Source organism: Streptomyces sp. NPDC007346 (assembly GCF_040703535.1).
GTDB lineage: Bacteria > Actinomycetota > Actinomycetes > Streptomycetales > Streptomycetaceae > Streptomyces.
The window spans coordinates 14,374-36,660 of the sequence record NZ_JBEYKR010000027.1 but is presented as its reverse complement, the minus strand read 5'-3'; the positions used below and the strand labels follow the sequence as shown (position 1 = coordinate 36,660).

Annotated in this window: 19 protein-coding genes and 1 pseudogene; 7 read left to right on the top strand and 13 right to left on the bottom strand. The window is 73.2% G+C overall.

Going from position 1 to position 22,287, the window contains the following annotated elements; translation table 11 throughout:
- The first annotated feature begins 51 nt into the window (after positions 1 to 51).
- The 3 genes from AB0917_RS10765 to AB0917_RS10755 all read left to right on the top strand — a co-directional run bounded on the left by AB0917_RS10765 (position 52) and on the right by AB0917_RS10755 (position 3,349).
- The gene (locus AB0917_RS10765; protein ID WP_366819159.1) at positions 52 to 1,332 is read left to right on the top strand and encodes an MFS transporter; all 1,281 of its coding nucleotides are present in this window, start codon (positions 52 to 54) and stop codon (positions 1,330 to 1,332) included.
- Between the two features lie 164 nt (positions 1,333 to 1,496).
- On the top strand, positions 1,497 to 2,426 hold the full coding sequence (locus AB0917_RS10760) for a pseudouridine-5'-phosphate glycosidase (RefSeq protein ID WP_366819158.1): 930 nt from the start codon (positions 1,497 to 1,499) through the stop codon (positions 2,424 to 2,426).
- 8 nt (positions 2,427 to 2,434) lie between these two features.
- Positions 2,435 to 3,349, top strand: a complete 915-nt coding sequence (locus AB0917_RS10755; protein WP_366819157.1) for a PfkB family carbohydrate kinase — start codon at positions 2,435 to 2,437, stop codon at positions 3,347 to 3,349.
- A gap of 13 nt (positions 3,350 to 3,362) precedes the next feature.
- On the opposite strand, the gene AB0917_RS10750 is transcribed toward AB0917_RS10755, so the two are convergent.
- Both AB0917_RS10750 and AB0917_RS10745 read right to left on the bottom strand, forming a co-directional pair.
- Positions 3,363 to 4,019 carry a uridine kinase gene (locus AB0917_RS10750; protein ID WP_366819156.1) on the bottom strand — a complete coding sequence of 219 codons (657 nt, stop codon included), beginning with the start codon at positions 4,017 to 4,019 and terminating at the stop codon, positions 3,363 to 3,365.
- Positions 4,020 to 4,056: 37 nt separating this feature from the next.
- Entirely contained in the window at positions 4,057 to 4,737 is a 681-nt protein-coding gene (locus AB0917_RS10745) for a winged helix-turn-helix transcriptional regulator (RefSeq protein WP_366819155.1), read from the bottom strand.
- Positions 4,738 to 4,823: 86 nt separating this feature from the next.
- Here AB0917_RS10745 and AB0917_RS10740 point away from each other — a divergent pair, with 86 nt between their 5' ends.
- On the top strand, positions 4,824 to 6,035 hold the full coding sequence (locus tag AB0917_RS10740; protein WP_366819154.1) for a pyridoxal phosphate-dependent aminotransferase: 1,212 nt from the start codon (positions 4,824 to 4,826) through the stop codon (positions 6,033 to 6,035).
- A 36-nt stretch (positions 6,036 to 6,071) separates the two neighbouring features.
- On the opposite strand, the gene AB0917_RS10735 is transcribed toward AB0917_RS10740, so the two are convergent.
- The 6 genes and pseudogenes from AB0917_RS10735 to AB0917_RS10710 all read right to left on the bottom strand — a co-directional run bounded on the left by AB0917_RS10735 (position 6,072) and on the right by AB0917_RS10710 (position 14,750).
- Positions 6,072 to 7,721, bottom strand: coding sequence for a VWA domain-containing protein (locus AB0917_RS10735; RefSeq protein ID WP_366819153.1), 1,650 nt, complete (start codon positions 7,719 to 7,721; stop codon positions 6,072 to 6,074).
- Positions 7,722 to 7,852: 131 nt separating this feature from the next.
- Positions 7,853 to 9,064 carry an AAA family ATPase gene (locus tag AB0917_RS10730; protein WP_366819173.1) on the bottom strand — a complete coding sequence of 404 codons (1,212 nt, stop codon included), beginning with the start codon at positions 9,062 to 9,064 and terminating at the stop codon, positions 7,853 to 7,855.
- Positions 9,065 to 9,441: 377 nt separating this feature from the next.
- Positions 9,442 to 9,527, bottom strand: a pseudogene (locus AB0917_RS10725).
- A gap of 34 nt (positions 9,528 to 9,561) precedes the next feature.
- Positions 9,562 to 10,293, bottom strand: a complete 732-nt coding sequence (locus AB0917_RS10720; protein WP_366819152.1) for a hypothetical protein — start codon at positions 10,291 to 10,293, stop codon at positions 9,562 to 9,564.
- Positions 10,294 to 10,371: 78 nt separating this feature from the next.
- A complete protein-coding gene (locus AB0917_RS10715) occupies positions 10,372 to 11,724 on the bottom strand; it encodes an SWIM zinc finger family protein (protein WP_366819151.1) in 1,353 nt (450 codons plus the stop codon).
- Positions 11,721 to 14,750 (bottom strand): DEAD/DEAH box helicase, encoded by a 3,030-nt coding sequence (locus AB0917_RS10710; RefSeq protein WP_366819150.1) that lies wholly within the window; start codon positions 14,748 to 14,750, stop codon positions 11,721 to 11,723. Before AB0917_RS10710 ends, AB0917_RS10715 begins: the two co-directional genes overlap by 4 nt.
- Before the next feature lie 379 nt (positions 14,751 to 15,129).
- Here AB0917_RS10710 and AB0917_RS10705 point away from each other — a divergent pair, with 379 nt between their 5' ends.
- Positions 15,130 to 15,486, top strand: a complete 357-nt coding sequence (locus tag AB0917_RS10705) for a hypothetical protein (protein ID WP_366819149.1) — start codon at positions 15,130 to 15,132, stop codon at positions 15,484 to 15,486.
- A gap of 312 nt (positions 15,487 to 15,798) precedes the next feature.
- Here the strand turns inward: AB0917_RS10705 and AB0917_RS10700 are convergent, their stop codons facing one another.
- Positions 15,799 to 16,497 carry a class I SAM-dependent methyltransferase gene (locus tag AB0917_RS10700; RefSeq protein WP_366819148.1) on the bottom strand — a complete coding sequence of 233 codons (699 nt, stop codon included), beginning with the start codon at positions 16,495 to 16,497 and terminating at the stop codon, positions 15,799 to 15,801.
- A gap of 56 nt (positions 16,498 to 16,553) precedes the next feature.
- On the opposite strand from AB0917_RS10700, the gene AB0917_RS10695 reads away from it, so the two are divergent.
- Positions 16,554 to 16,886: a DUF6343 family protein gene (locus AB0917_RS10695; RefSeq protein ID WP_366819147.1), complete on the top strand. Its 333-nt coding sequence runs from the start codon at positions 16,554 to 16,556 to the stop codon at positions 16,884 to 16,886.
- Positions 16,887 to 16,928: 42 nt separating this feature from the next.
- Here AB0917_RS10695 and AB0917_RS10690 read toward each other — a convergent pair whose 3' ends face one another.
- The 3 genes from AB0917_RS10690 to AB0917_RS10680 all read right to left on the bottom strand — a co-directional run bounded on the left by AB0917_RS10690 (position 16,929) and on the right by AB0917_RS10680 (position 19,065).
- A complete protein-coding gene (locus AB0917_RS10690) occupies positions 16,929 to 17,297 on the bottom strand; it encodes a tetratricopeptide repeat protein (RefSeq protein WP_366819146.1) in 369 nt (122 codons plus the stop codon).
- 84 nt (positions 17,298 to 17,381) lie between these two features.
- Positions 17,382 to 17,987, bottom strand: a complete 606-nt coding sequence (gene coaE, locus AB0917_RS10685; RefSeq protein WP_366819145.1) for a dephospho-CoA kinase — start codon at positions 17,985 to 17,987, stop codon at positions 17,382 to 17,384.
- Between the two features lie 139 nt (positions 17,988 to 18,126).
- Positions 18,127 to 19,065 (bottom strand): PAC2 family protein, encoded by a 939-nt coding sequence (locus AB0917_RS10680; protein ID WP_326706410.1) that lies wholly within the window; start codon positions 19,063 to 19,065, stop codon positions 18,127 to 18,129.
- 237 nt (positions 19,066 to 19,302) lie between these two features.
- On the opposite strand from AB0917_RS10680, the gene AB0917_RS10675 reads away from it, so the two are divergent.
- The gene (locus AB0917_RS10675; protein WP_366819144.1) at positions 19,303 to 20,268 is read left to right on the top strand and encodes a right-handed parallel beta-helix repeat-containing protein; all 966 of its coding nucleotides are present in this window, start codon (positions 19,303 to 19,305) and stop codon (positions 20,266 to 20,268) included.
- A gap of 106 nt (positions 20,269 to 20,374) precedes the next feature.
- On the opposite strand, the gene rpsA is transcribed toward AB0917_RS10675, so the two are convergent.
- Positions 20,375 to 21,886 (bottom strand): 30S ribosomal protein S1, encoded by a 1,512-nt coding sequence (gene rpsA, locus AB0917_RS10670; RefSeq protein ID WP_018512105.1) that lies wholly within the window; start codon positions 21,884 to 21,886, stop codon positions 20,375 to 20,377.
- Positions 21,887 to 22,287: the final 401 nt, after the last annotated feature.

The window sequence follows — 22,287 nt, the reverse complement described above, 5'->3', positions numbered from 1 at the left end:
GTTCACCCGTCCGGGTGAACCGCAGGGTGCCCCTGATGGCACACTGCGCCGGTGACACCACCTCTCCCCCGCTCCGCCGTCCCCCCGGTCACCGCCGCCGCGCTGCCCGCCCTCCAGCGCCGGACATCGGCCGTCCTGGTCGTCAGCCAGATACTCGGCGGCCTCGGGGTCGCCATCGGCATCGCCCTGGCCCCGATGCTGGCCACCGAGGTGACCGGTTCCGAGGCCGTGTCCGGGCTGGCCCCGACCGCGTCCGTCGCCGGTACGGCGCTGCTGTCGCTGCCGCTGGCCGCCCTGATGGCCTCGCGCGGCCGGCGTCCCGGCCTGGTGCTCGCCTACCTGATCGGCGCGCTCGGCGGCGCTCTGGTGGTGCTCGGCGCGGTGGTGCGCAGCTTCCCGTTGCTGCTGCTCGGGATGGCCGCGTTCGGCGCGGGGTCCTCCGCCAACCTCCAGGCCCGGTTCGCGGCGGCCGATCTGGTCGGGCCCGAGCGGCGGGGCCGGGCGATCTCCACCGTCGTCTGGGCCACCACGATCGGCTCGGTGGTGGGCCCCAACATCGCGGCCCCGGCGGGCCGGCTGTTCCGCGGGGGCCCGGTGCCCGAGACCGCGGGCCCCTACCTCTGGTCCGCGGTCGCCTTCCTGCTCGCCGGAGTGGTCGTGGCCGTGGCGCTGCGCCCGGACCCGCTGCTCACGGCGCGCGCCCTCGCTCCGCAGAGCGCCGGAGGAGAGCGGAAACGGTCCCTGCGCGCCGGGGTCGCGGCCGTCCGGGAGTCACCGATGGCCAAGCTGGCCCTGGGAACGGTCACCGTGTCGCACACCGCGATGGTGTCGATCATGGTCATGACCCCGGTCCATCTGGGCGGGCACGGCGCCGGCCTCCAGCTGATCGGGCTGGTCATCAGCGGCCACATCGCGGGCATGTACGCCTTCTCCCCGGTGATGGGGTGGCTGTCCGACCGGTTCGGCCGACTCTCGGTGATCGGCCTCGCGGTCGGCCTGCTGAGCTGCGCCGCACTGCTGGCGGGCACCGCGGGGCCCCGGCACGGCCAGACCGCCCTGGGGCTGTTCGTGCTCGGCCTCGGCTGGTCGGCGGGGATGATCGCCGGTTCGGCGCTGCTCACCGACTCCGTACCGCAGGCCGCCCGAGCAGCCGTGCAGGGCCTGTCGGACCTGACCATGAACACGGCGGCGGGCGTCGGTGGGGCGGCGGCCGGGGTGATCGTCGCCCAGTGGGGGTACGGCCCGCTGAACGCGATCGGCGCCGCCCTGCTGCTGCCGGTGGCCGCGCTCGCGCTGCGCCGAAGCCTGCGGCCGTCGGACGCGAAGGCCTGAAGCCGCCAAGCCGCTAAGCCGTGAAGACGTCAAGGCGTGAAGGTGTCAAGGCGTCAAGGTGTCCGGGGCGGGGGCCGCCGCTTCCGGCCAACCCGCCGCCAGGACCGGCCGGAACCCGTCCTCCCGTGGTTTGCCGCCCTCCCGCCCGCGACAGGGATGGGGGCATGCCACAGAACAGCGACACCTCCTACGAGCCGGTCCTCTCGACCGAGGTACGCGCGGCCCTGGCAGGCGGACTGCCCGTCGTGGCCCTGGAGTCGACGATCATCGCGCACGGGCTGCCGCGCCCCCGCAACCTCCGGGTGGCGCTCGAACTGGAAGGCATCGTCCGGTCAGCCGGTGCGGTCCCGGCGACCGTCGCCGTCCTGGACGGGCGGGCCCGGGTGGGGCTGGAGAAGGACCGGTTGGAGCGGGTGGCCAACGATCCGGCGATCCGGAAGCTGGGCCACCGCGATCTCGCCCCCGCCCTCGCGCTCGGGGCGAGCGGAGCGACGACGGTCTCCGCGACGGCGTTCCTGGCGGCGCGGGCGGGCCTGCGCTTCTTCGCCACCGGCGGGCTCGGGGGCGTACACCGGGAGTGGGCCGATTCCCAGGACGAGTCGGCCGATCTGCCGCTGCTCGCCCGCACCGGGATCACGGTGGTCTGCGCGGGCGTGAAGTCGATCCTGGACGTCCCGGCGACGCTCCAGCGCCTGGAGACCCTGGGGGTGGGCATCGTCGGTTACGGCACCGACCACTTCCCCGGCTTCTACCTGAGCAGCTCCGGGCTGCCGGTCGACTGGACCGTGCACAGCCCCGAGGAGGTGGTGGAGGTGGTCCGGGCGAAGGAGGCGCTGGGCGGCCCGGAAGCCGCGTTGATCGTCGCCAATCCCGTACCGGAACAGGACCAGTTGGACCCCGCGCTGCACGACCGGGTGCTCGCGGAGGCGCTCGACGCGTGCCGGGAGCGCGGGATCACCGGGCAGGGCGTCACCCCGTTCCTGCTGGAGGAGCTGATGCGGCGGACCGAGGGCGCGTCGCTGGAGGCGAACCTGGCGGCGGTGCGCGGGAACGTGCGGCTCGCGGCACGGATCGCCGCCGCGGCCGTCCGGTGAGCCTCCCGATGGCGGGGAGCGGGCTCCTCGTCGTGGGGGACGTGGTCACCGACATCGTGGCGCTCCACGGCTCCGCGCTCGTCCACGGCACGGACACCGCGGCCCGGATCCGCACCCTGCCGGGCGGCGCGGGGGCCAACGTCGCGTGCTGGGCGGTGCGTTCGGGGTGTACGGAGGTGGCGCTGCTGGCCAGGGCCGGGGCGCGGTCCGCCGGCTGGCACCGGGACGCGCTGGAGCGGGCGGGGGTGCGGGCGCTGCTGGCGGTGGACGAGGAGGTGGCGACCGCGACCGTCATCGCCCTGGTGGACGCCGCCGCCGAACGGACGTTCCTCACCGACAGCGGGGCCGTGCTGCGGCTGGCCACCGACGACTTCGCGCCCTCGATGCTGGACGGCATGGGGTGGCTGCACCTCTCCGGCTATCTCCTGTTCGCCGCCACGAGCCGCGCCACGGCGCTCCTCGCCCTGCGTACGGCCCGGGAGCGGGGTGTTCCGGTGAGCGTGGATCCGGCCTCCGCCGGGTTCCTGGCGGAGCTGGGGCCGAAGCGGTTCCTGGAGTTCGCCGAGGGGGCGCAGTTGCTGCTGCCGAACGCGGACGAGGCGCGGCTGCTGACCGGCCTGCCCGAACCGGCCGAAGCGGCGGCCGAGTTGAGCCGTACGTTCCCGCGCGTCGCCCTCACGCTCGGCGACCGGGGCGCGGTGCTGGCCGCCGGGGGCGCGGTGACGGGGCGGGTCCGGGCCCGGCCGGTCCGGGACCCGGTCGACTCGACGGGGGCGGGTGACGCGTTCACCGGCGGCTTCCTCGCGGCCCTGCTCGCCGGGGCCGACGACCGGGCGGCCGCGGCGGAGGGCTGCCGGGCCGGGGCCGAGGCGGTCGCCACGGTGGGCGGGCGCCCGCCGGACACCCGCCGATCACCCGCGTGAACAACGCTGCGCGTCAATACGCCTGGAGGCCGCCGTCCAGCCCCGACCAGGCCGGGTGGTTCGGGTCGTCCGCGCGTACGACCACGTCCGCCTGCTCGGCGGGCGCCACCTCCTCCTCGTACCGGGCGAAAGCGGGCAGCGTCCACCGCTCCGCCTGAGCCGTGCGCCGCCGCAACGCCCCCGGCGAGAGCCGCACATGGACGCTGAGGGCGAACGGGAACCAGTGGCCGAGCAGCAGCGGCCCGTGCACGATCACCACCCCGCCCTCCGGCAGCGGGTGGTACGGCGTACGGGTGGCGCGGTCGGTGACCGGGTCCCACAGATCGGGCAGCACCCGTCCGGAGCCGCCCGCCTCCAGCGGCCCGAACACCTCGCGCCAGAGCGCCCCCGTGTCGAACCAGCCGTCGGCGTACGAGTCCGGGTCCTCCTTGCCGTACTCGAAGCGCAGGCTCGCCGGGCGCAGGAACCCCTCGGTGGGGACGGTGAGCACCGACCGGCCGCGCAGCCTCAGCTCCTGGGCGAGCCGTTCGGCCAGGTCGCCGGTGCGGGCGGCCGGGGCGCCGTCGATGCCGAGGGTGAGCCAGGGGGCCCCGTCGGCGGCGGTCAGGCCGTCGCTGCGCCGGGCAAGCTCGCCGGCCAGCCGTTCCCAGGTGATCGCTTCGAGTCTCACGCCTCCATCATCCGCCCCCGGCGGCCGTGCGTCCCCGTCAGCCGCCGCCGCGCAGTTCGGCGGCGAGCGGGCCCTCCCCCGTCACCTCGACGCGGCCGTCCTTGACCGCCTCCGCGAGGGTGGTGCCGCCGCGCCCGAGCTCCAGGCACAGTTCGGCGTCGAGGGTGATGCGGGCGTCGGGCCGGGGCGCCGGGCCGAACCCGTACGGACCGCCCTCGGACTCCACCGCCGCTCCCCCTCCCGTACGGACATGGAACTCGCCCTCCTCCAGCCGGACTTCGAGGACGCCCTGCTGGGTGAGGCCGGTCAGGGCGCGCAGCAGCGGCAGGGCGAACCAGTGGGCGCGTACGGCGTCGGTGGGGCGGCGTTCGGTGAGGGCGGGGGCTCCCCAGTCGGCGAGGGCGGCGAGGACGGGGAGCAGGCCGTGGCCGCGCTCGGTCAGCTCGTAGACCGATGCGGCGGCGGGGGGCGGGAGTCTGCGGCGTACGGCGAGGCCACCCTGCTCCATGTCCTTGAGCCGGGAGGCCAGGACGTCGGTGGAGACGCCCGGCAGGTCGGCGTGGAGGTCGGTGTAGCGGCGGGGGCCGGCGAGCAGTTCGCGGACGATCAGCAGCGTCCACCGGTCGCCGACGGAGTCGAGGGCGCGGGCGGTGGCGCAGAACTGGTCGTAGCTCCGGCGTCTGACGGGGCGTTGGGCGGCGGGCTGCTGACGTGGCATGCGACGCAGTCTAGACATGTTGTTGGACTTTCCAAGCTCCAGCTTGGTAAAACCAAGTATCGCAGTTCGGCTCGGGGAGGCACCGCATGGAGTTCCGGCAGTCCAGCAAGCTCAACGAGGTCTGTTACGAGATCCGGGGCCCGGTCATCGAGCACGCCAACGCCCTGGAGGAGGCGGGCCACAGCGTGCTCCGGCTCAACACGGGCAACCCCGCGCTCTTCGGCTTCGAGGCGCCGGAGGAGATCGTCCAGGACATGATCCGGATGCTGCCCCAGGCCCACGGCTACACCGATTCGCGCGGCATCCTCTCCGCACGGCGGGCGGTCGCGCAGCGCTACCAGGCCATGGGGCTGACCGAGGCCGGCGTCGACGACGTCTTCCTCGGCAACGGGGTCTCCGAGCTGATCTCCATGGCCGTGCAGGCGCTGCTGGAGGACGGCGACGAGGTGCTGATCCCGGCTCCCGACTTTCCGTTGTGGACCGCCGTCACCACGCTCGCGGGCGGCAAGGCCGTGCACTACGTCTGCGACGAGGAGTCCGACTGGAACCCGGACCTCGCCGACATGGCCTCCAAGATCACCGACCGGACCAAGGCCGTGGTGATCATCAACCCGAACAACCCCACGGGCGCGGTCTATCCGCGCGAGATCCTCGAATCGATTCTGGATCTGGCCCGGCGGCACAACCTGATGGTCTTCGCGGACGAGATCTACGACCAGATCCTGTACGACGGGGCCGAGCACCACAGCGCGGCGGTCCTCGCCCCGGACCTGGTCTGCCTCACCTTCAGCGGGCTGTCGAAGACGTACCGGGTGGCGGGGTTCCGCTCCGGCTGGATGGTGGTGTCCGGGCCGCGGCAGCACGCCCGCAACTACCTGGAGGGGCTCACCATGCTGGCCTCCATGCGGCTGTGCCCCAACGCGCCCGCGCAGTACGCCATCCAGGCCGCGCTCGGCGGGCGGCAGTCCATCCGGGAGCTGGTGGCGCCGGGCGGCAGGCTGCACGAGCAGCGCGACCGGGCCTGGGAGCGGCTCAACGAGATCCCGGGGGTCTCGTGCGTGAAGCCGAAGGGCGCGCTGTACGCGTTCCCGCGCATCGATCCGAAGGTGCACCCCATCGTCGACGACGAGAAGTTCGTGCTGGACCTGCTGCTGCGGGAGAAGATCCAGGTGGTGCAGGGCACCGGCTTCAGCTGGCCGCGCCCGGACCACTTCCGCATCCTGACCCTCCCGTACGCCGACGACCTCGACGCGGCGATCAGCCGCATCGGGCGCTTCCTGAGCGGGTACCGGCAGTGACCCGTGGTCGGGGCCGGTCCCGGTCGGGTCTTCGGTTCAGATGAGGCGGAACAGGTCGGCGGCGGCGTGGACGTCGGTGAAGTCCTCGATGGAGCGGAGGTTGTCGCACAGGGCGTCCAGGACCGAGCCGGCCTCGGCGGCGCCCGGTGCGCCGACGGCCACGCCGAAGACGCGGAAACCCAGCAGGTGCCTGGCCTCGTTCCAGCCGCGCATCCACTCCTCGGTGACGCCGCACTCGTCGTCGGTGATCATCACGATGTCGCCGCGCGGGGTGGCGGCGCCGTCGAACTCCTCCTCCAGCAGTTCGCGGGCGGCCGTCAGGGGCGCCTGGTAGCTGGTGCCGCCGCCGAGGAAGGTCTCCGCGAAGTCGAGGACCTGGTCGATGCCGGCGGACCGGCCGGCCGGGAAGCGGAAGACCTGGACCTTGTCGGCGGCGGAGAACAGGATGCCGACGAAGTCCCGCTCGGCGTGGCGGGCCTGGTCCAGCAGCGCCAGGGCGCACGCCTTGGCCCACGCCTCCCGGGTGACTCCGCCGGGTCCTGCCGCGTACATGGAGTGGGAGGTGTCCACGCACGCGATGACGGCGCCCCGGCCCGTGCTCTGCTCCCCCTGGCTGTCGTAGAGCATCAGCTCCCCGGCGGCGTACCGCGCGGCGAAGACGGCACGCAGTCCGGGCAGGCCGAGGTTGGCCAGCTCGGAGGGGATCAGGCGGGAGAGGTCGTCGCCGAGCGTGACCCCGACCAGCTCCCCGGTGGCGTTCTCCACCTTGCGGGCGCGCTCGCCCTCGGCCATCTGCCGGAAGCGGCCGATCAGTTCGGCCCACTGGGCGAGCCGGCCGGTGCGCAGCCGCTCGGCGAGCCGGGCGCGCCGGTCGAACGGCATCCGCTCCAGCTCGCCTGCCCCGACGCCCCAGGCCCGCATCAGGGCGGCCTCCTCCCGTACGGCCTCGGCGGCCTGGGCGGCGGCCCGGTGCGCGGAGGCGCGGATACCGGGGACCGCCGCCGCGCCCTGGGCCGCGTCCTGGGCGGCCTGCCGTGCGGCGGCCCCGGTGGCCTCGGCGGTCTCGATCGCCCGGTGGACGGCTTCGGCCGCGGAGGGCGGTACGGTGCCGTCCTCTCCGGTCTCGTCGGCGGCCTGTCGGAGCGCCTCGGCCACGTCGGCCGCCGCGTTCTCGGCGTCCTGCCGGGCCCGCGCCGCCCGCTCGGCCTGCCCCTGGGCGTCCCCGGAGCGCTCCAGCAGCCGGCGCAGCGCGGCGGACTGGGCGAGCACGGCCAGGGCCGCGGCGTAGGGGTCGCCGACGGTCTCCCGGCGCAGCTCGGCGAAGTCCGGTGACTCCACGAGCGAGGTGATGACCTGGTGGTTGACCAGCCGGGAGGAATCCATCTCCGTACGCTCGCGCAGCCGGAGGCCCACCTTGTAGGCGGCCAGGAACACGTCGGTCAGCAGGTCGGTGGCGTGGGCGTGGCGCCCCTCCAGCTCCTCGGCCAGCTCGCGCAGTCCGGCCGACTGCTCGTAGGTGTCGCGCCAGGTGATCCGTTCGAACCGGTCCGCGACCACGGCCCCGGTGTTCCGCTCGGGAGCGGCGGTGGCCAGGCCCAGCCACTCCCCGGCCCGGCCCGTCAGCGCGTCGAGTCCGCCCGGTGTCGTTCCCGTGCTGCTGGGCTTCCCAGCCGTTTTCCCGGTCATCCCGGCCGTGCTCCCGGCCATCCCGGCCGTGCTTTCGGTCCCTCCGCCCGTGCTCCCGGTCTCCCCGCCCGTCCGCCCGGCCTCCCCTGCTTCCCCTGCTGCCCCGCCCATGTTCCCGGTCCTCCCGGCGTTCAGAGCTGGGCCTGCACCATGCTCGCGTCCATGCCGAGGGCCTCGGTGAGAACGCGGGCGCGGACGGCGCGCCGACGGCTGGTGACCCGGTCGATGGCGGTGGTGGAGCGGCCGGCGGCCACCGCCTCCTCGCGCAGCTTCTCCAGCCGCTTGCCCGCCATGGCGAGCTTGTTGTGGGCCTTCTTGATGACCCACTCGCTCAGCGCCTCGCGGGACTGCCCGGCCATGGCGTCGAGCTGGGCCTCCAGCTCGTCCAGGGCGTCGGCCAGGTCGAGCGCCTCCTTGGCGTCCGGGTTGACCAGTTGCAGCACCTCGCGCTCGACGGTGGGGCGCTGGACCGGGGAGTCCCACAGCACATGGGTCAGCACGGACAGGTCGCTCTCGGCGACCTCGGCACGGCCGTCGAGGTACGCGGACGCCTGGAGCAGCCCCACCGCCTGCCGCCAGCGGCGGTCGGAGGCGACGAGTTCCTTGCGGCGCAGGGCGGCCCGCAGCGTACAGACCGCGTCCACGATGGCGTCGGGCACGTCCACGGCCGGGACGCCCACCGTCACGGCGTGCTGCAACGCGGCCAGCTCGACGGTGGTCCGGACCGGGGCGGCCGGGCGGCTGACGGCGGAGCGGACCAGCGCGGCGAAGTTGGAGGGGTCCGCCAGGTACCCGACCTCGATCCGCACCAGCAGCCGGTCGTAGATCGCGGCCGTGTCCTCCCCGACGGGCAGTTCGTTGCTCGCCGTGATGGCGCCGATCAGCGGGCAGCGGATCGGTTCGCCGCCGCTCTCGGGGTGGTAGATCCGCTCGTTGAGGTAGCCCAGGGTCTCGTTCAGCGCGGCGGTGGAGCACTTGAAGATCTCGTCGATGAAGGCGACATGCGCGGTCGTGGCACGGCCCTCGTAGACCTGCCGGTACTCGCCCCGGGCCAGCGCGGCGACGTCGATGGGACCGAACATCCTCGTCGGCGCGGTGAACTTCGACAGCAGGATCTCCCAGTAGGCCGCCCCGTCGACCCTGCCGGTGAGCTCCCGGGCGATCTCGGACTTCGCCGTTCCGGGCGGGCCGAGGACCAACGAGTGCTGACCGGCCAGCAGCGCCACCACCAGCGTCCGCACCACGTCGGCCCGCTCGTAGAACCGGTCCGACACCTCGTCGCAGATCGCCCTCAGTTTCCCGGCCGTGTCCTGCGCGTCCCCTGTTTCATGCACGTTCCGCATTGTGCCCTGTGCGGGCCGGGCGCCCGAGCCCGGCTCCATGGTTCCGGCGGCCCGGCGGGTGGCCGGACCGGGCCCCTGGGCCGCCCGGGGAACGGGAACGGGAGCGGGCCCGGAGGCGTAGCCGGCCTCCGGGCCCTGGGTGTGCCGCCCATCGGGCACGCCGGCACGTTTAAGGGTTCGGGTCAGTCATGATGTCGTCGCGTCCTGCCTTTGGACCACCGCAGATCGAAGCTCTGCGGGCCGGACTTGAACCGGCATCTCGACGCGCGCGGGCCCGAGCCCGGTCGATCCGGCGATCGGCGGCGAATGCTGAGTCTGGAGCAAGAGTCTGAGATTGACGGCGGTCTGCCTCTGCCTGCTTGGGCTACTCCGGCCCGTGCCGGAGGGAGGAGTCGAACCTCCACTGGAACCGCGCCTTCACGACAAGCTTCAGTTTCAGCTTGCGCTCCTCGCGCACCCCGGCCGCCTTGATCGGAGGCCGGGGAATCCATGGTCGGTCACCCGAAGAGGTAACCGAATACCGCATCACCCACCCGCTGGTCGGTGACCTCTGCGCCGTTGGCCTCCTCGCGGGCGAACTTCACGGCCTGCTGGAGCTTCTCGACCCGGTCCAGCAGCTCGTTGACGCGCCGCGCGGGCAGCGCCCCGGAGAACTTGACGGTGGTCCAGTACCCGATCGGGATGTCCTCGTAGTACACCTCGACCTGCGCCGGGTGCTTCTCGGTGGCCTCCGCCTTCACGTGGTTGCGGGGCACCTTCTTCGTACGGACCGTCCGGACCGGCTCGGTCTTCCAGGAGTCGGTCGACGGGTCCTGCACCCAGGACTCGGCGGCGTCCAGCACCGGCAGCTTGCGGACGAAGGTGTTGAGGTCGGTCAGCTGCTTCTCCAGGAAGAGCAGGTACGACACCGGCACCTCGGCCACCAGCACCCGGCCGTCGACCTTCACGTCCGCCCTGGCTGTGCAGTTCGCCCAGTCCTTCGTGGTGGTCACATCGAAGAGCCGGGTGAGCGTGGTCGCGGTCTCCCGCAGCACGTCCTCGGCCTTGACCTGGACCAGCGTCGACTCGGGCGGAAGCTGTTCGCCCTCCTCGTCCTTGGGCTGGTAGGTCCGGGAGATCCCGGCGAGCAGTCCGGCCTTCTGGAGGCCGTGGTGTGCTGCCGTCAGGTCCTGGTGTGCCTTGGACTTGACGCCCTTCTCCACTGCGATGATCTGATTGAGTTTCGCCACGTCGAGGACGCTAACAGCGCCAACTGCGCTGTGGCCAAGGGTTTTACCGTACGTACGTGTCACCGGCGTCTCCGGATGTCACCGGACGTACGAAGGGTCGGAGTCGGGGGCCGCCGTGACGGTGTCGCCGGCCAGCAGCGCTTCGAGAGCCGCGACCGGGTCGGGGTCCGGGGTGGCGCGGGGCCACCAGTCGTCGGCGCCGGGGTCGGACTCGTAGCCGTACCAGCGGGCGTCGTGGCCGAAGCGGAGCTGGAACGTGCCGCCCGGGTGGGTGAGGTGGTTGCGCCAGGGCGTCAGGCGGGGGAACTCGGCGGCGGCCAGCAGGGGCCGGGCCCGGTCGAAGGGGCCGGCCGGCGGGTCCCAGGGTGTCTCCAGGACCGCGAGCCCCTCGGCACCGCCCTGCCGCCAGGCGGCCACCGCGCGGGCCAGGTCGGTGGTGTTGCGGCCGGTGGCGTGGGCGAGCTCCCGGTAGAGCGCGCGGGTGGTGGCGGTGAGCCCGGCGGTCGGGCGTGAGGCGGCGATCCGGACGGCGTCCTGCCAGGGGGTGAGCCCGGCGAGCGGATCGCGGCCCGTCGTCAGGAGGGCGTGGGCGCGGGCGGCGGCGTCGGTGGCGAGGTGGTCCAGACCCAGCGGATCGCGCGCGCCCGGCAGGTCCGGGTAGGACGGTGGCTGCCCCGGATACGGCGGTACGGGCAGGGGGGCCGGGAGCGGCGGAAGATAGCGGTCCGCGAGGGCTTCCGCCGCCGGGACCGACGGGACGGCGGGAGCGGCGGGGCGCTCGCGGGCGGAGTGTTCGGCGTTGCGGCGGCCCAGCTCGTCCAGCAGCTCCCGCTCGCCCCGGCCCCGCATCAGCAGCAGGACGAACGGGTCGCTGTCCAGCAGCCGCGCGGTCTGGAAGCAGAGGGCGGCCACATGCTTGCAGGGCCGTCCGTGGTCGGGGCACGTACAGCTGGGGTCCAGGTCGTTGCCGCCGGGCAGCAGCCGGACGTCGGCCTCGCGCGCGGTGTCGGCCAGGGAGTGCGGCATCTCCTTCGCCAGCAGCGCGGAGAGGTGGCCGGGGTGGGCGGCGACCGCGTCGAGCAGGGTGTCCCAGCCGGTGTCGGTGTACGTACGCAGGCGCAGCTCGGCGCGGTAGGGGCGGGCACGGCTGCCGTGCACATAGGCGACGACGCGTCCCGGGGTGACGGTGATGGCGGCGACCTTGCCCTCGTCCGCGTACGCGCGGCCGCGGGCGAGCCGGGCCTCGTCCATCGACAGCGACTCCAGTGCGGCCACCCAGGCGCGGCCCCACCAGCTGTCCGCGAAGGGCTCGCCCTCCCGGGAGGTGCGGGCGGGCACCGCCTCGAAGGTGCGCCGCAGGTCGTCGGGGCCGGGGCGGGCGCGGGGGGCCGATCTCCGGGCGGCCGGGCCGGTGGTGGGTCGCGGGCTCATGCGGGCCTCCGCAGCGAGACGAGGTCGGCCAGATCGCGGTCGCTCAGCTCGGTGAGGGCGCTCTCACCGGTGGAGAGGACCGCGTCGGCGAGGGCCCGCTTGGACTCCAGCAGCTCACCGATCCGGTCCTCCACCGTGCCCTCGGCGATGAGGCGGTGGACCTGCACGGGCTGGGTCTGGCCGATGCGGTACGCCCGGTCGGTGGCCTGCTCCTCCACGGCCGGGTTCCACCACCGGTCGTAGTGGACGACATGGGCGGCCCGGGTCAGGTTCAGCCCGGTCCCGGCGGCCTTGAGGGAGAGCAGGAAGACGGGGACCTCGGCGGACTGGAAGCGGTCCACCATCCGCTCCCGCTCGGGCACCGGCGTACCGCCGTGGAGGAGCTGCGAGGGGATGGCCCGGGAGGCGAGGTGGGCGGAGAGGAGCTTGGCCATCGTCACGTACTGGGTGAAGATCAGGACCGAGCTGCCCTCGGAGAGGATCGTGTCGAGCAGCTCGTCCAGCAGGGCGAGCTTGCCGGAGCGGCCGGTGAGCCGGGTGGGCTCCTCCTTCAGATACTGCGCCGGGTGGTTGCAGATCTGCTTGAGCGAGGACAGCAGCTTCATGACCAGACCGCGGCGGGCGATGCCCTCGGCCGCCTCGATCTGCGCCATCGTCTCGCGCACCGCCGCCTCGTAGAGCGTGGCCTGCTCCCGGGTGAGGGAGACGGGGTGGTCGGTCTCCGTCTTGGGCGGCAGCTCGGGGGCGATGCCGGGGTCGGACTTCTTGCGGCGCAGCAGGAAGGGCCGGACCAGCCGGGCCAGCCGCTCGACGGCCTCCTCGTTGCCGAGGCCCGCGGCCGTCCCCGTGTTCTCCACGATCCGGGCGTGCCGGGCCCGGAACGCCTTGAGCGGGCCGAGCAGTCCGGGGGTCGTCCAGTCGAGCAGGGCCCAGAGCTCGGAGAGGTTGTTCTCCACGGGGGTGCCGGTCAGGGCGACCCTGGCCGGGGCGGGGATGGTGCGCAGGGCCTTCGCGGTGGAGGAGTGCGGGTTCTTGACGTGCTGGGCCTCGTCGGCGACGACCAGACCCCAGGTGTGCGCGGCGAGCTGGGGAGCGCCGGCGCGCATGGTGCCGTACGTCGTGAGGACGAAGCCGCCGTCCAGCTCGCCCAGGGTCCGGTCGGTGCCGTGGAAGCGGCGGACCGGGACGCCGGGGGCGAAGCGGTTGATCTCCCGGTGCCAGTTGCCGAGGAGGGAGGCGGGGCAGACGACGAGCGTGGGGGCCCGCTGCGCGCGGTGCAGGTGGAGCGCGATGAGCGTGATCGTCTTGCCCAGGCCCATGTCGTCGGCGAGGCAGCCGCCGAGCCCGAGCGAGGTCATCCGGTCCAGCCAGGCCAGGCCGCGCAGCTGGTAGTCGCGCAGGGTCGCGTCGAGGCCGGGCGGCGGTGCGATCACCGTGTCGTCGGCGAGGATGCGCGTACGGAGCGCGGCGAGGGCTCCGGCGGGGACGGCCTCGACCTGCTCCCCGTCCACCTCGGCGCTCCCGGTGAGGGCGACGGCCAGCGCGTCCACCGGGCCCAGCAGTCCCAGCTCCCGCTTGCGCGCCTTGCGCACGAGCGCGGGGTCGACGACCACCCACTGGTCGCGCAGCCGCACCACCGGGCGGTGGGCCTCGGCGAGGGTGTCCATCTCGGCCTCGGTCAGCCGCTCGTCCCCCAGGGACAGCTGCCAGTCGAAGGAGAAGAGCTGCTCGGCGTCGAAGAACGAGGTGCCGTCGGTGGCCGATCCGGGCGCGGGCCGCACGACGGCCGCCGCGGTGAGTGAGCGGGCCAGCTCGCGCGGCCAGTGGACGTGGACCCCGGCGGCTGCCAGCCGGGCGCCCGCGTCGCTCAGCAGCTCGTACAGCTCGTCCTCGGTGATCGCGAGCACGTCGGGGACGGGCTGGTCCAGCAGCCGTTCCAGCGGGGCCCAGACACGGGCGGCCCGGCGCAGCGCCAGCACCGCGTCGACCCGGGCACGCGGCCCGAACGGCTCGCCCGCCAGGCCGTTCCAGAGGGCGGCCGCGTCGACCACGTACGTCGGGTCGGCGAGGCTGTGCACCTGCACGACGGCCGCGGCGGCGTGGCGGGCCGCCGGGTCGTCCGGGGCGCTGGGGCCGGTCTCCTCGCCGGAGGCCGTGACGGCGTAGGTGTCGGCGGTGTCGAACAGCTCGTACGCGGAGAGGTCCAGCCGCAGCGAGACCCGTACACCCGCGTCCAGGCCGGAGGCCACCTCGACGGCCCAGGCGGCGGCGTGGGGCAGGTGCTGGGGCTCACGGGCGGCGAAGGGCGCGCCCATCGCGAAGGCGGCGGCCGGGGTGCGCGGGAGCGTGTCGGCGACCGCGTCCAGGAAGGACCCGATCAGCGCCTCCGGGTCGGGCAGCCGGGCCGGGGCCGGCCCCGGGAGCGGCACCGCGTACCCCTCGGACGGCATCGCCGCGGCGGTGGCCCGCAGGTGCGCGACGTCCTCGGCGTCCCGCGGGCCCGCCCGCCAGGCGTCGTGGCCGCCCGCCGTGAGGCCGGGCAGGAGCCTGCCGCGCGCGACCAGGTGGAGCGCGTGCAGCGCGGCGGCGCCCCAGCAGCGGGTGGCGGGGTGGGCGGACGCCTGGTGGCGGGCGCGGACGAGCACGGGGAGCGCGTCGGCCACGGAGAGCAGCGCGGCGGGCACCCCGTCGCTCCGGACACCGGGCCCCTCCCCGGGCCCTTCCCGGCCCGGCGCCCCGTCCCGCCGGACGACCGTCAGCTCGGCCGCGCTGTACGGCACGGCGTCGGCCGGGGCCCGGTCATCTGCGTAGGCCGCATCGTCCGCGTAGGCGAAGGAGGACCCGTCTCGCCCAGCCCCCTCCCCCGCGGCCCGGTCCCGCGCGTCCGCGTGCGGGTCCCAGAAGGCGATCCGCCCGTCGCGCGGGACCGGGCCCGGCAGGAAGACCGCCGCGCAGCGCAGCAGGCGGCCGATGTCCGCGCTCCGCGGCTCACCGCCACGCGGGTCCTGTGCGTCCTGTGCCGCCATTCCGGCCACCCCCTCCCTGCCTGATCCGCTGAGTCGGCCGACACCTTCCATGCTGACTCCGCGAGTCTAGGCGCGGGGTCTGACAACGCTCCCCCCGGCCGCGTCATCGCAGCTCAGAGAGGCATACGGCACGCTCGCGACCGGCCCGGAACCGGCTACGCCCCGTGATGGGCGGACCCCACCGCGCCCCAGGTGCACGGTCACCCCCTCCGGCGTACCGCTCCTCGCCCGGTCGGCCGCGCACCGGATGCCGGGGCGGTGGGGAGCGGGCAGGGTGGCCAGCGCCAGCACGTCTCCCCGGCCCGGCGACGAGAGCCGGAGCCGGAGGCGTACCGATGAGAGCCGGACGAGCACCGGACGAGCAGACGAGGACCCGCCCATGTCCGTGACCGCGCCCGATCCCCGCCGCCGACGCCGTCTCGGCACCGTCGCCGCAGCCTCGCTCCTCGCCCTCACCGTCTCGGGCTGCTCCGGCCTCGGCCGCACCGCGGTGGGTCCGGTGACGTACCACACCGACCGTGAGGCGGTGGTGGAGGTGAACAGCCCTTCGGTGCTCGGCTGCCACCGGCTGGACCCCTCCGGGGCCCGCGCGGTCGAGAACGGCACGCTGGTCGACATCGTCCTCTACCCCACGCCCGACTGCACCGGCGGCGGGACGACGTACCTGGCCACCACGTTCTCCGACGTGGCGGCCGAGAGCGGCCCGCCCTGGCGCAGCTACACCGTGGTGCACTGAGCGAGCCGCACACGGAGACTGCCACGACCGCGGGCGGAGACCGCCGGGACCCGTACGCGGGGTCTGGGGCGGCCGTACACGGAGACCTCCACGGCCGCACGCAGAGACCGCCGAGGCTGTACGCGGAGACCGCCGGGACCGTACGCGGGGACTGCTGCGGCCGTACGCAGGGTTCGTGGCGGCCGTACGCGGAGACCGCCAAAACCGTACGCGGGGACTCCGACAGCCGTACGCGGAAGCCGCCGCGACCGCAGGCGAGGGCCGCCACGGCCGCACGCGGAGACCCCCGCGACGGTAAGCGGAAGCTGCCCGTCAGGGGACCGGGCGGGCCAGCAGCCAGGTGCCGTCGTCGGTGAGGGTGCGCTCCACCGTCAGCCCCGCCGCCTCCACGTACCCGGCGAGCTGGTCGTCGGAGAGCTCCCGTGACAGGAACGTCTGCGTCCACCGGGCGTCACCGAAGTCGTACTCCGCGTGCACCGAGCGCACCCCGTCCCCCACCGGCTCCGCCGAGACGATACGGACGATGCCGCCGGACGGGTCGGTCCGCTCCCACGGCAGCTCGGACCGGTGTGCCGTACCCTCGCGCTGGATGAGGACGATCCCGTCGTCCTTCACGTGACCGCGGCAGACGCGCAGCATTCCGTCCCGCACCCGGTGCTCGCCCGCGTGGACCAGGAACGAGCCGAGCAGCACGACGTCGAAGCGCTCGGCGCCGAGGTCCAGCGTCTCGATGGGGCTGCGCACCGTGCGCGCCCCGACGATCTGCTCCAGCATCTCCGCCGACTCGTCGACCGCCGTCACGGCGAAGCCCCGCCCCACGAGCGGGTGCGTCACCCGGCCCGCCCCGCAGCCCAGCTCCAGAATGCTCGCGCCGGCGGGGGCCACCGACGCGATCACGTCCGGTTCCTCGCCGACGGACAGCCGCCGGTAGAGCTCGACGGCGCATCCGTCCGGGGTGATGGCTCCCGGGCCCGTCCCCGCATATCCCTCGCGTACCAGTGATCCACCCATGACCGGCCAACGATCCGGCCCGCGCCTCCGGTTCCCGCCACGGGGCTCCCGGGTACATGCTGGAGGGTGAGGTGATCGTCATGCGTACCGGCAGTGAACCCGCGACCGCCCGCAGTCCACTGCGGCTGCGACTCTGGCTGAGCCTGTGGGGGACGTTCTGGGCGCTCTTCGGCCTGGTGGCCTTCTTCCTGACCGGGCGGGTGGGCTGGGCGGTGGCCTGCGCGGTGCTCCTGGCCCTCACGCTCCTGGACCTCGGCGTGGTCACGTACCGCATGCGCCAGGGGGCCCGCTTCCAGCCGGGCCGGGACGTCCCGCCGTACGAACCCGGCCGGAGCGGGCGCTCCCGGCGGCGCGGAACGGACCCGGAGGACCGTACGAAACCCCCGTGACGCCGGGCCCCCGTGGCGGCGGGGCGGGCGGAGCGCGCGGGGTCAGTCCTCCGTGTCGAACCGGGCCGCCTTCAGGTACTCCGGCTTCGGGTCGAGCGCGGCGGCGAGCCGGAAGTGGCGTGTCGCCGCTTCCGGGCGGCCCGCCCGCTCGAGGGTGCGGGCCAGCGCGAAGTGGGCGAACGCGTTGTCCGGCTCGCGCTCCAGCACCAGCTCGAACTCCAGCTCAGCTGGGCGCAGTTGGGCGCCGGCGAAGAACGCGCGGGCCCGCAGCAGCCGGGCGGCGGTGTTCTCCGGATGCGCGGCGATCACCGAGTCGAGCAACTTGACCGCGCCCCGGGGGTCGCGGGCGTCGAGCAGTTGCTCGGCCGCGCGGAAGTCGATGACATGGGTTTCGGGGTTGCTCTCGGGCACGGTCGCGTCCTTTCCGCCGTCTCCGGGTATCCAACGTCCGCCCCGGGCCGGGTATTCCGGTGGGGCGGACGGGGGCGAGCGGGGTCAGCCGGTGGCGGCGGCCCTGCGCAGGAGTTCCTCCCAGACCCCGCGGACCTGCGACTCCAGGGCCTCCAGCGGCCCGTCGTTGTCGACGGTCAGGTCGGCGACGGCGAGGCGTTCCTCGCGGGTCGCCTGGGCGGCCATCCTGGCGCGGGCGTCGGACTCCGTCATTCCGCGCAGGTTCACCAGCCGGTCGAGCTGGGTCTCGGGGGAGGCGTCCACGACGACGACCAGGTCGTAGAAGGGCGCGAGGGCGTTCTCCGCCAGCAGCGGTACGTCGTGGACGACGACGGCGTCCGCCGCGGCCTCCCGTTCCAGCTCGGCGGCGCGGGCGCCGACCAGGGGGTGGATGATCGCGTTCAGGGCGGCGCGGCGGTCCGGGTCGGCGAAGACGATCGCGCCGAGCGCCGGACGGTCCAAGGTGCCGTCGGCGGCGAGGATGTCCGGCCCGAACTCCTCGACCACGGCCGCGAGACCGGGGGTGCCGGGCTCGACGACCTGGCGCGCGATCAGGTCGGAGTCGATCAGCACGGCGCCGTACTCGACGAACCGCCGCGACACTTCGCTCTTGCCGGCGCCGATCCCGCCGGTCAGGCCCACTTTCAGCATGGGCGGCAGCCTACGGGCCGGGCCGGTGCGGCTGGCCATCCCCCTCCCACTCGGGGACACGGCCATCCCCTTGCCACTCGGAGACGCGGCCATCGCCCTGCCACTCGGAGATCCGGCTGTCGAGCTCCCCCTCGGCCGTTCAGCCGTCGCCCTCCCGCTCGGCGAGGAAGCGCTCGAACTCGCGGCCGATCTCGTCGGCGGACGGCAGGTCGACCGGTTCGGCGACGAGGTTGCCGCGGGTCTCGGAGCCGGCGACGGCGTCGTACTGGTGCTCGAGGCCCTCGACGAGGGAGACGAGCTCCTCGTCGCCCTGGCCGATCTGCCGGTCGATCTCGGTCTGGGTGCGGTGCGCCTCGGTGCGCAGGGAGTGCGCGAGGGCGGGCAGGACCAGGCCGGTCGCGGCGGTGATCGCCTCCAGCGCGGTCAGGGCCGCGTCCGGGTAGGCGGACCGGGCGACGTAGTGCGGGACGTGGGTGGCGACCCCGAGGACGTCGTGGCCGGCCTCCATCAGCCGGTACTCGATGAGCGCCTCGGCCGAGCCGGGAACCTGGGCCTCGTCGAAGGGGCTGCGGTGGCCGGGCATCAGGTCGGTGCGGTTGCCGTGCGGGGTGATGCCGACGGGGCGGGTGTGCGGGACACCCATGGGGATGCCGTGGAAGTTGACCGTGAGGCGTACGCCGAGGCGCTCGACGATCTGCTCGACGGCGGCGGCGAACCGCTCCCACTCCACGTCCGGCTCCGGGCCCGAGAGCAGCAGGAAGGGCGCTCCGGTGGCGTCCTGGACGACCCGGACCTCCAGGGTCGGGGCCTCGAAGGACGTCCAGCGGTCGCGGCGGAAGGTCAGCAGCGGGCGCCGGGCGCGGTAGTCGACGAGCCGGTCGTGGTCGAAGCGGGCCACGACCTGGTGGGGCAGCGTCTCCAGCAGGCCGTCGACGATCTGCTCGCCGGTCTCACCCGCGTCGATGTATCCGTCGAAGTGGTAGAGCATGACCAGACCGGCCGACTCCTGGGCCAGCGCCATGTCGACGACGGCCAGTCCCTTCGGCTCCCATTCGTACAAACTCTGCGGATCAGGCACGGTTACCGCTCCTCCTCGTGTTCCCTGGGAAGAACGCGGCCGGCTCCATGGGCATTCCCCGCGAGGGCACTTTCCGGCAGGGGAGCTTCACGGCGTGTCAGCTATTGGTCCGTACCTTGACGCCCCCCGCCGCCGTCCCTACCGTCACTGGGCAACACATTCAGAGACACGTTCCGTATTCATGTACAGGAATGTACGGGAACGTCCTGGACCCCTCCGACGGGAAGGCATCCCCCCATGCGCCCCCGCACCCCTCTCACCGTCCTGCTCGCCGCCGCCCTCGCCACCGGCAGCCTCGCCCTGGCCGGCGCCGGGCCCGCGAACGCCGCCGCGGCCGTGATCGACGTGTCCACCGCGGCCCAGCTCAAGTCGGCGCTCGCCGCCGCCTCCCCCGGTGACACGATCCGGCTCGCCGACGGCACGTACACCGGGAACTTCAAGGCCACCCGGCCCGGCACCTCCGGCGCCCGGATCATCCTGACCGGCTCCAGCAGGGCGGTACTCACCGCGGGCGGCGGCTACGGGCTGCACCTGAACGGCGCCTCGTACTGGACGGTCCACGGGGTCACCATCAAGGGCGGCCAGAAGGGCATCATGGCCGACACGGCGAACGGGGTCGTCATCGACTCGGTGACCGTCCACGACCTCGACATGGAGGGCGTCCACTTCCGTAAGTCCTCGCGCGACGGCGTACTGAAGAACTCCCGCATCTACGACACCGGGCGCAACGGGCGCGGCATGGGCGAGGGCGTGTACGTCGGCACGGCCAACGACCTCTCCGACCGGAGCGACAACGCGCAGATCCTGAACAACACGATCGGGCCGGACGTCCGCGGCGAGAACGTCGACATCAAGGAAGGCACCACCGGCGCACGGATCATCGGCAACACCTTCGACGGCAGCGGGCTCACCGGCGCGAACTACGACGACTCCTGGGTCGATGTGAAGGGCAACGACGTCCTGGTCGAGGGCAACAGGGGGACCCGCACCACCAACAACGGCTACGAGACCCACAGCCAGCAGAGCGGCTGGGGGTGCGGCACCGTCTTCCGCGACAACACCTCGGACCTCTCCGGCGCCACCGGCGACAAGCAGCTCGCCATCAACGTCACCAACAACAGCGCCAGCTGCCGCACCACGGTCTACGCGAGCAACACCGTCACCGGCGGCAAGGGCCTGACCAACATCACCGTCACGCCCTGACAGGCACCTGCATACGCGAGTGAGGCCCGCCCCCCGAAGGGAACGGGCCTCACTCTCCGTGCTCTACAGCTTCACCGCAGCCGATGAGCCGCCGGGGGTCGGAGCGTCAGCTCTGGCCGCCCGCCAGCTTCTCGCGCAGCGCGGCCAGGGCCTCGTCCGACGCCAGGGCGCCGGAGTTGTCCGCCGACTCCGAGGAGTACGAACCGCCACCGGAGCCGCCGGAGGCGGCCGGAGCGGCGCCGGCCGGGGCGGCAGCACCCTCGGCAGCGGCGGCCTCGTCGGCCTCGCGGCTCTTGATGACCTGGGCCTGGTGCTGCTCGAAGCGCTGCTGCGCCTCGGCGTACTGCGTCTCCCAGACCTCGCGCTGCGCCTCGAAGCCCTCGAGCCAGTCGTTGGTCTCGGGGTCGAAGCCCTCGGGGTAGATGTAGTTGCCCTGGTCGTCGTAGGACGCGGCCATGCCGTACAGGGTCGGGTCGAACTCGACCGAGGCCGGGTCGCCACCGAAGGACTCGTTGGCCTGCTTCAGCGAGAGGCTGATGCGGCGGCGCTCGAGGTCGATGTCGATGACCTTGACGAAGATCTCGTCGTTGACCTGGACGACCTGCTCCGGGATCTCCACGTGGCGCTCGGCCAGCTCGGAGATGTGGACCAGACCCTCGATGCCCTCGTCGACGCGGACGAACGCACCGAACGGAACGAGCTTGGTGACCTTACCCGGGACGACCTGACCGATCTGGTGCGTCCGGGCGAACTGCTGCCACGGGTCTTCCTGCGTCGCCTTGAGCGACAGGGAGACGCGCTCGCGGTCCATGTCGACGTCGAGGACCTCGACGGTGACTTCCTGGCCGACCTCGACAACCTCGGAGGGGTGGTCGATGTGCTTCCAGGAGAGCTCGGAGACGTGCACGAGACCGTCGACGCCACCCAGGTCCACGAAGGCACCGAAGTTGACGATCGAGGAGACGACGCCGGAGCGGACCTGACCCTTCTGCAGGGTGGTGAGGAACGTCTGGCGAACCTCGGACTGGGTCTGCTCGAGCCAGGCACGGCGGGACAGGACCACGTTGTTGCGGTTCTTGTCCAGCTCGATGATCTTCGCCTCGAGCTCCTTGCCCACGTAGGGCTGGAGGTCGCGGACACGACGCATCTCGACGAGCGACGCCGGGAGGAAGCCACGGAGGCCGATGTCGAGGATGAGACCACCCTTGACGACCTCGATGACGGTACCGGTGACGATGCCGTCTTCTTCCTTGATCTTCTCGATGGTGCCCCAGGCACGCTCGTACTGAGCGCGCTTCTTCGAGAGGATCAGGCGGCCTTCCTTGTCCTCCTTCTGGAGAACCAGGGCCTCGATCTCGTCGCCGACCTTGACGACCTCGTTCGGGTCGACGTCGTGCTTGATCGAGAGCTCGCGGCTCGGGATGACACCTTCGGTCTTGTAACCGATGTCGAGGAGAACCTCGTCCCGGTCAACCTTGACGATGACACCGTCAACGATGTCGCCGTCGTTGAAGTACTTGATCGTCTCGTCGATCGCCGCGAGGAACGCGTCCGCGTCGCCGATGTCGTTGACCGCAACCTGCGGAGTGGTGGCGGTGGTCTCGGTGCTGCTCGTCATGTGGGAAAGGGCTCCGGTACGGACAGAGAGTCGTAGGTACTGCTACGCCGAAAGCCCGTATCGCCTCTGCAGAAGCCGGACAGCCTGGAAAGCGCGCAATCCGTTTCCGGAGAGACGCCTCGACAACCGAGGGGACATGCAACAGACGCGAGCGCGGCCTGCTAGGTCTGAGGCGCGCAGGCTCGCAGCGCAACTTGTAGCATACGGGGGCAGCCGGACAGGGTCAATGCGCGCGGGCACGGACCGGGGGCACAACGGCCCCGTACCGGAGCAACTCCTGCTCTCCGAGGCGTGTTCGGGCCGATCGACCCGAACACAATACGGCAGGTCGGCAAGGCGTCGCGCACACGCGTCCGTATCCCGGTACCGCCCCTGGTGGTCCCGGTCCGCACCGCGTGCGG

Bases quoted from the DNA above. Each gene is read 5' to 3' on its own strand.
- AB0917_RS10760 (WP_366819158.1), top strand. From the start codon at position 1,497: ATGCCACAGAACAGCGACACCTCCTACGAGCCGGTCCTCTCGACCGAG.
- AB0917_RS10755 (WP_366819157.1), top strand. From the start codon at position 2,435: ATGGCGGGGAGCGGGCTCCTCGTCGTGGGGGACGTGGTCACCGACATC.
- AB0917_RS10745 (WP_366819155.1), bottom strand. From the start codon at position 4,737: ATGCCACGTCAGCAGCCCGCCGCCCAACGCCCCGTCAGACGCCGGAGC.
- AB0917_RS10740 (WP_366819154.1), top strand. From the start codon at position 4,824: ATGGAGTTCCGGCAGTCCAGCAAGCTCAACGAGGTCTGTTACGAGATC.
- AB0917_RS10735 (WP_366819153.1), bottom strand. From the start codon at position 7,721: ATGACCGGGAAAACGGCTGGGAAGCCCAGCAGCACGGGAACGACACCG.
- AB0917_RS10730 (WP_366819173.1), bottom strand. From the start codon at position 9,064: ATGCGGAACGTGCATGAAACAGGGGACGCGCAGGACACGGCCGGGAAA.
- AB0917_RS10715 (WP_366819151.1), bottom strand. From the start codon at position 11,724: ATGAGCCCGCGACCCACCACCGGCCCGGCCGCCCGGAGATCGGCCCCC.
- AB0917_RS10710 (WP_366819150.1), bottom strand. From the start codon at position 14,750: ATGGCGGCACAGGACGCACAGGACCCGCGTGGCGGTGAGCCGCGGAGC.
- AB0917_RS10705 (WP_366819149.1), top strand. From the start codon at position 15,130: ATGTCCGTGACCGCGCCCGATCCCCGCCGCCGACGCCGTCTCGGCACC.
- AB0917_RS10700 (WP_366819148.1), bottom strand. From the start codon at position 16,497: ATGGGTGGATCACTGGTACGCGAGGGATATGCGGGGACGGGCCCGGGA.
- AB0917_RS10695 (WP_366819147.1), top strand. From the start codon at position 16,554: ATGCTGGAGGGTGAGGTGATCGTCATGCGTACCGGCAGTGAACCCGCG.
- coaE (WP_366819145.1), bottom strand. From the start codon at position 17,987: ATGCTGAAAGTGGGCCTGACCGGCGGGATCGGCGCCGGCAAGAGCGAA.
- AB0917_RS10675 (WP_366819144.1), top strand. From the start codon at position 19,303: ATGCGCCCCCGCACCCCTCTCACCGTCCTGCTCGCCGCCGCCCTCGCC.
- rpsA (WP_018512105.1), bottom strand. From the start codon at position 21,886: ATGACGAGCAGCACCGAGACCACCGCCACCACTCCGCAGGTTGCGGTC.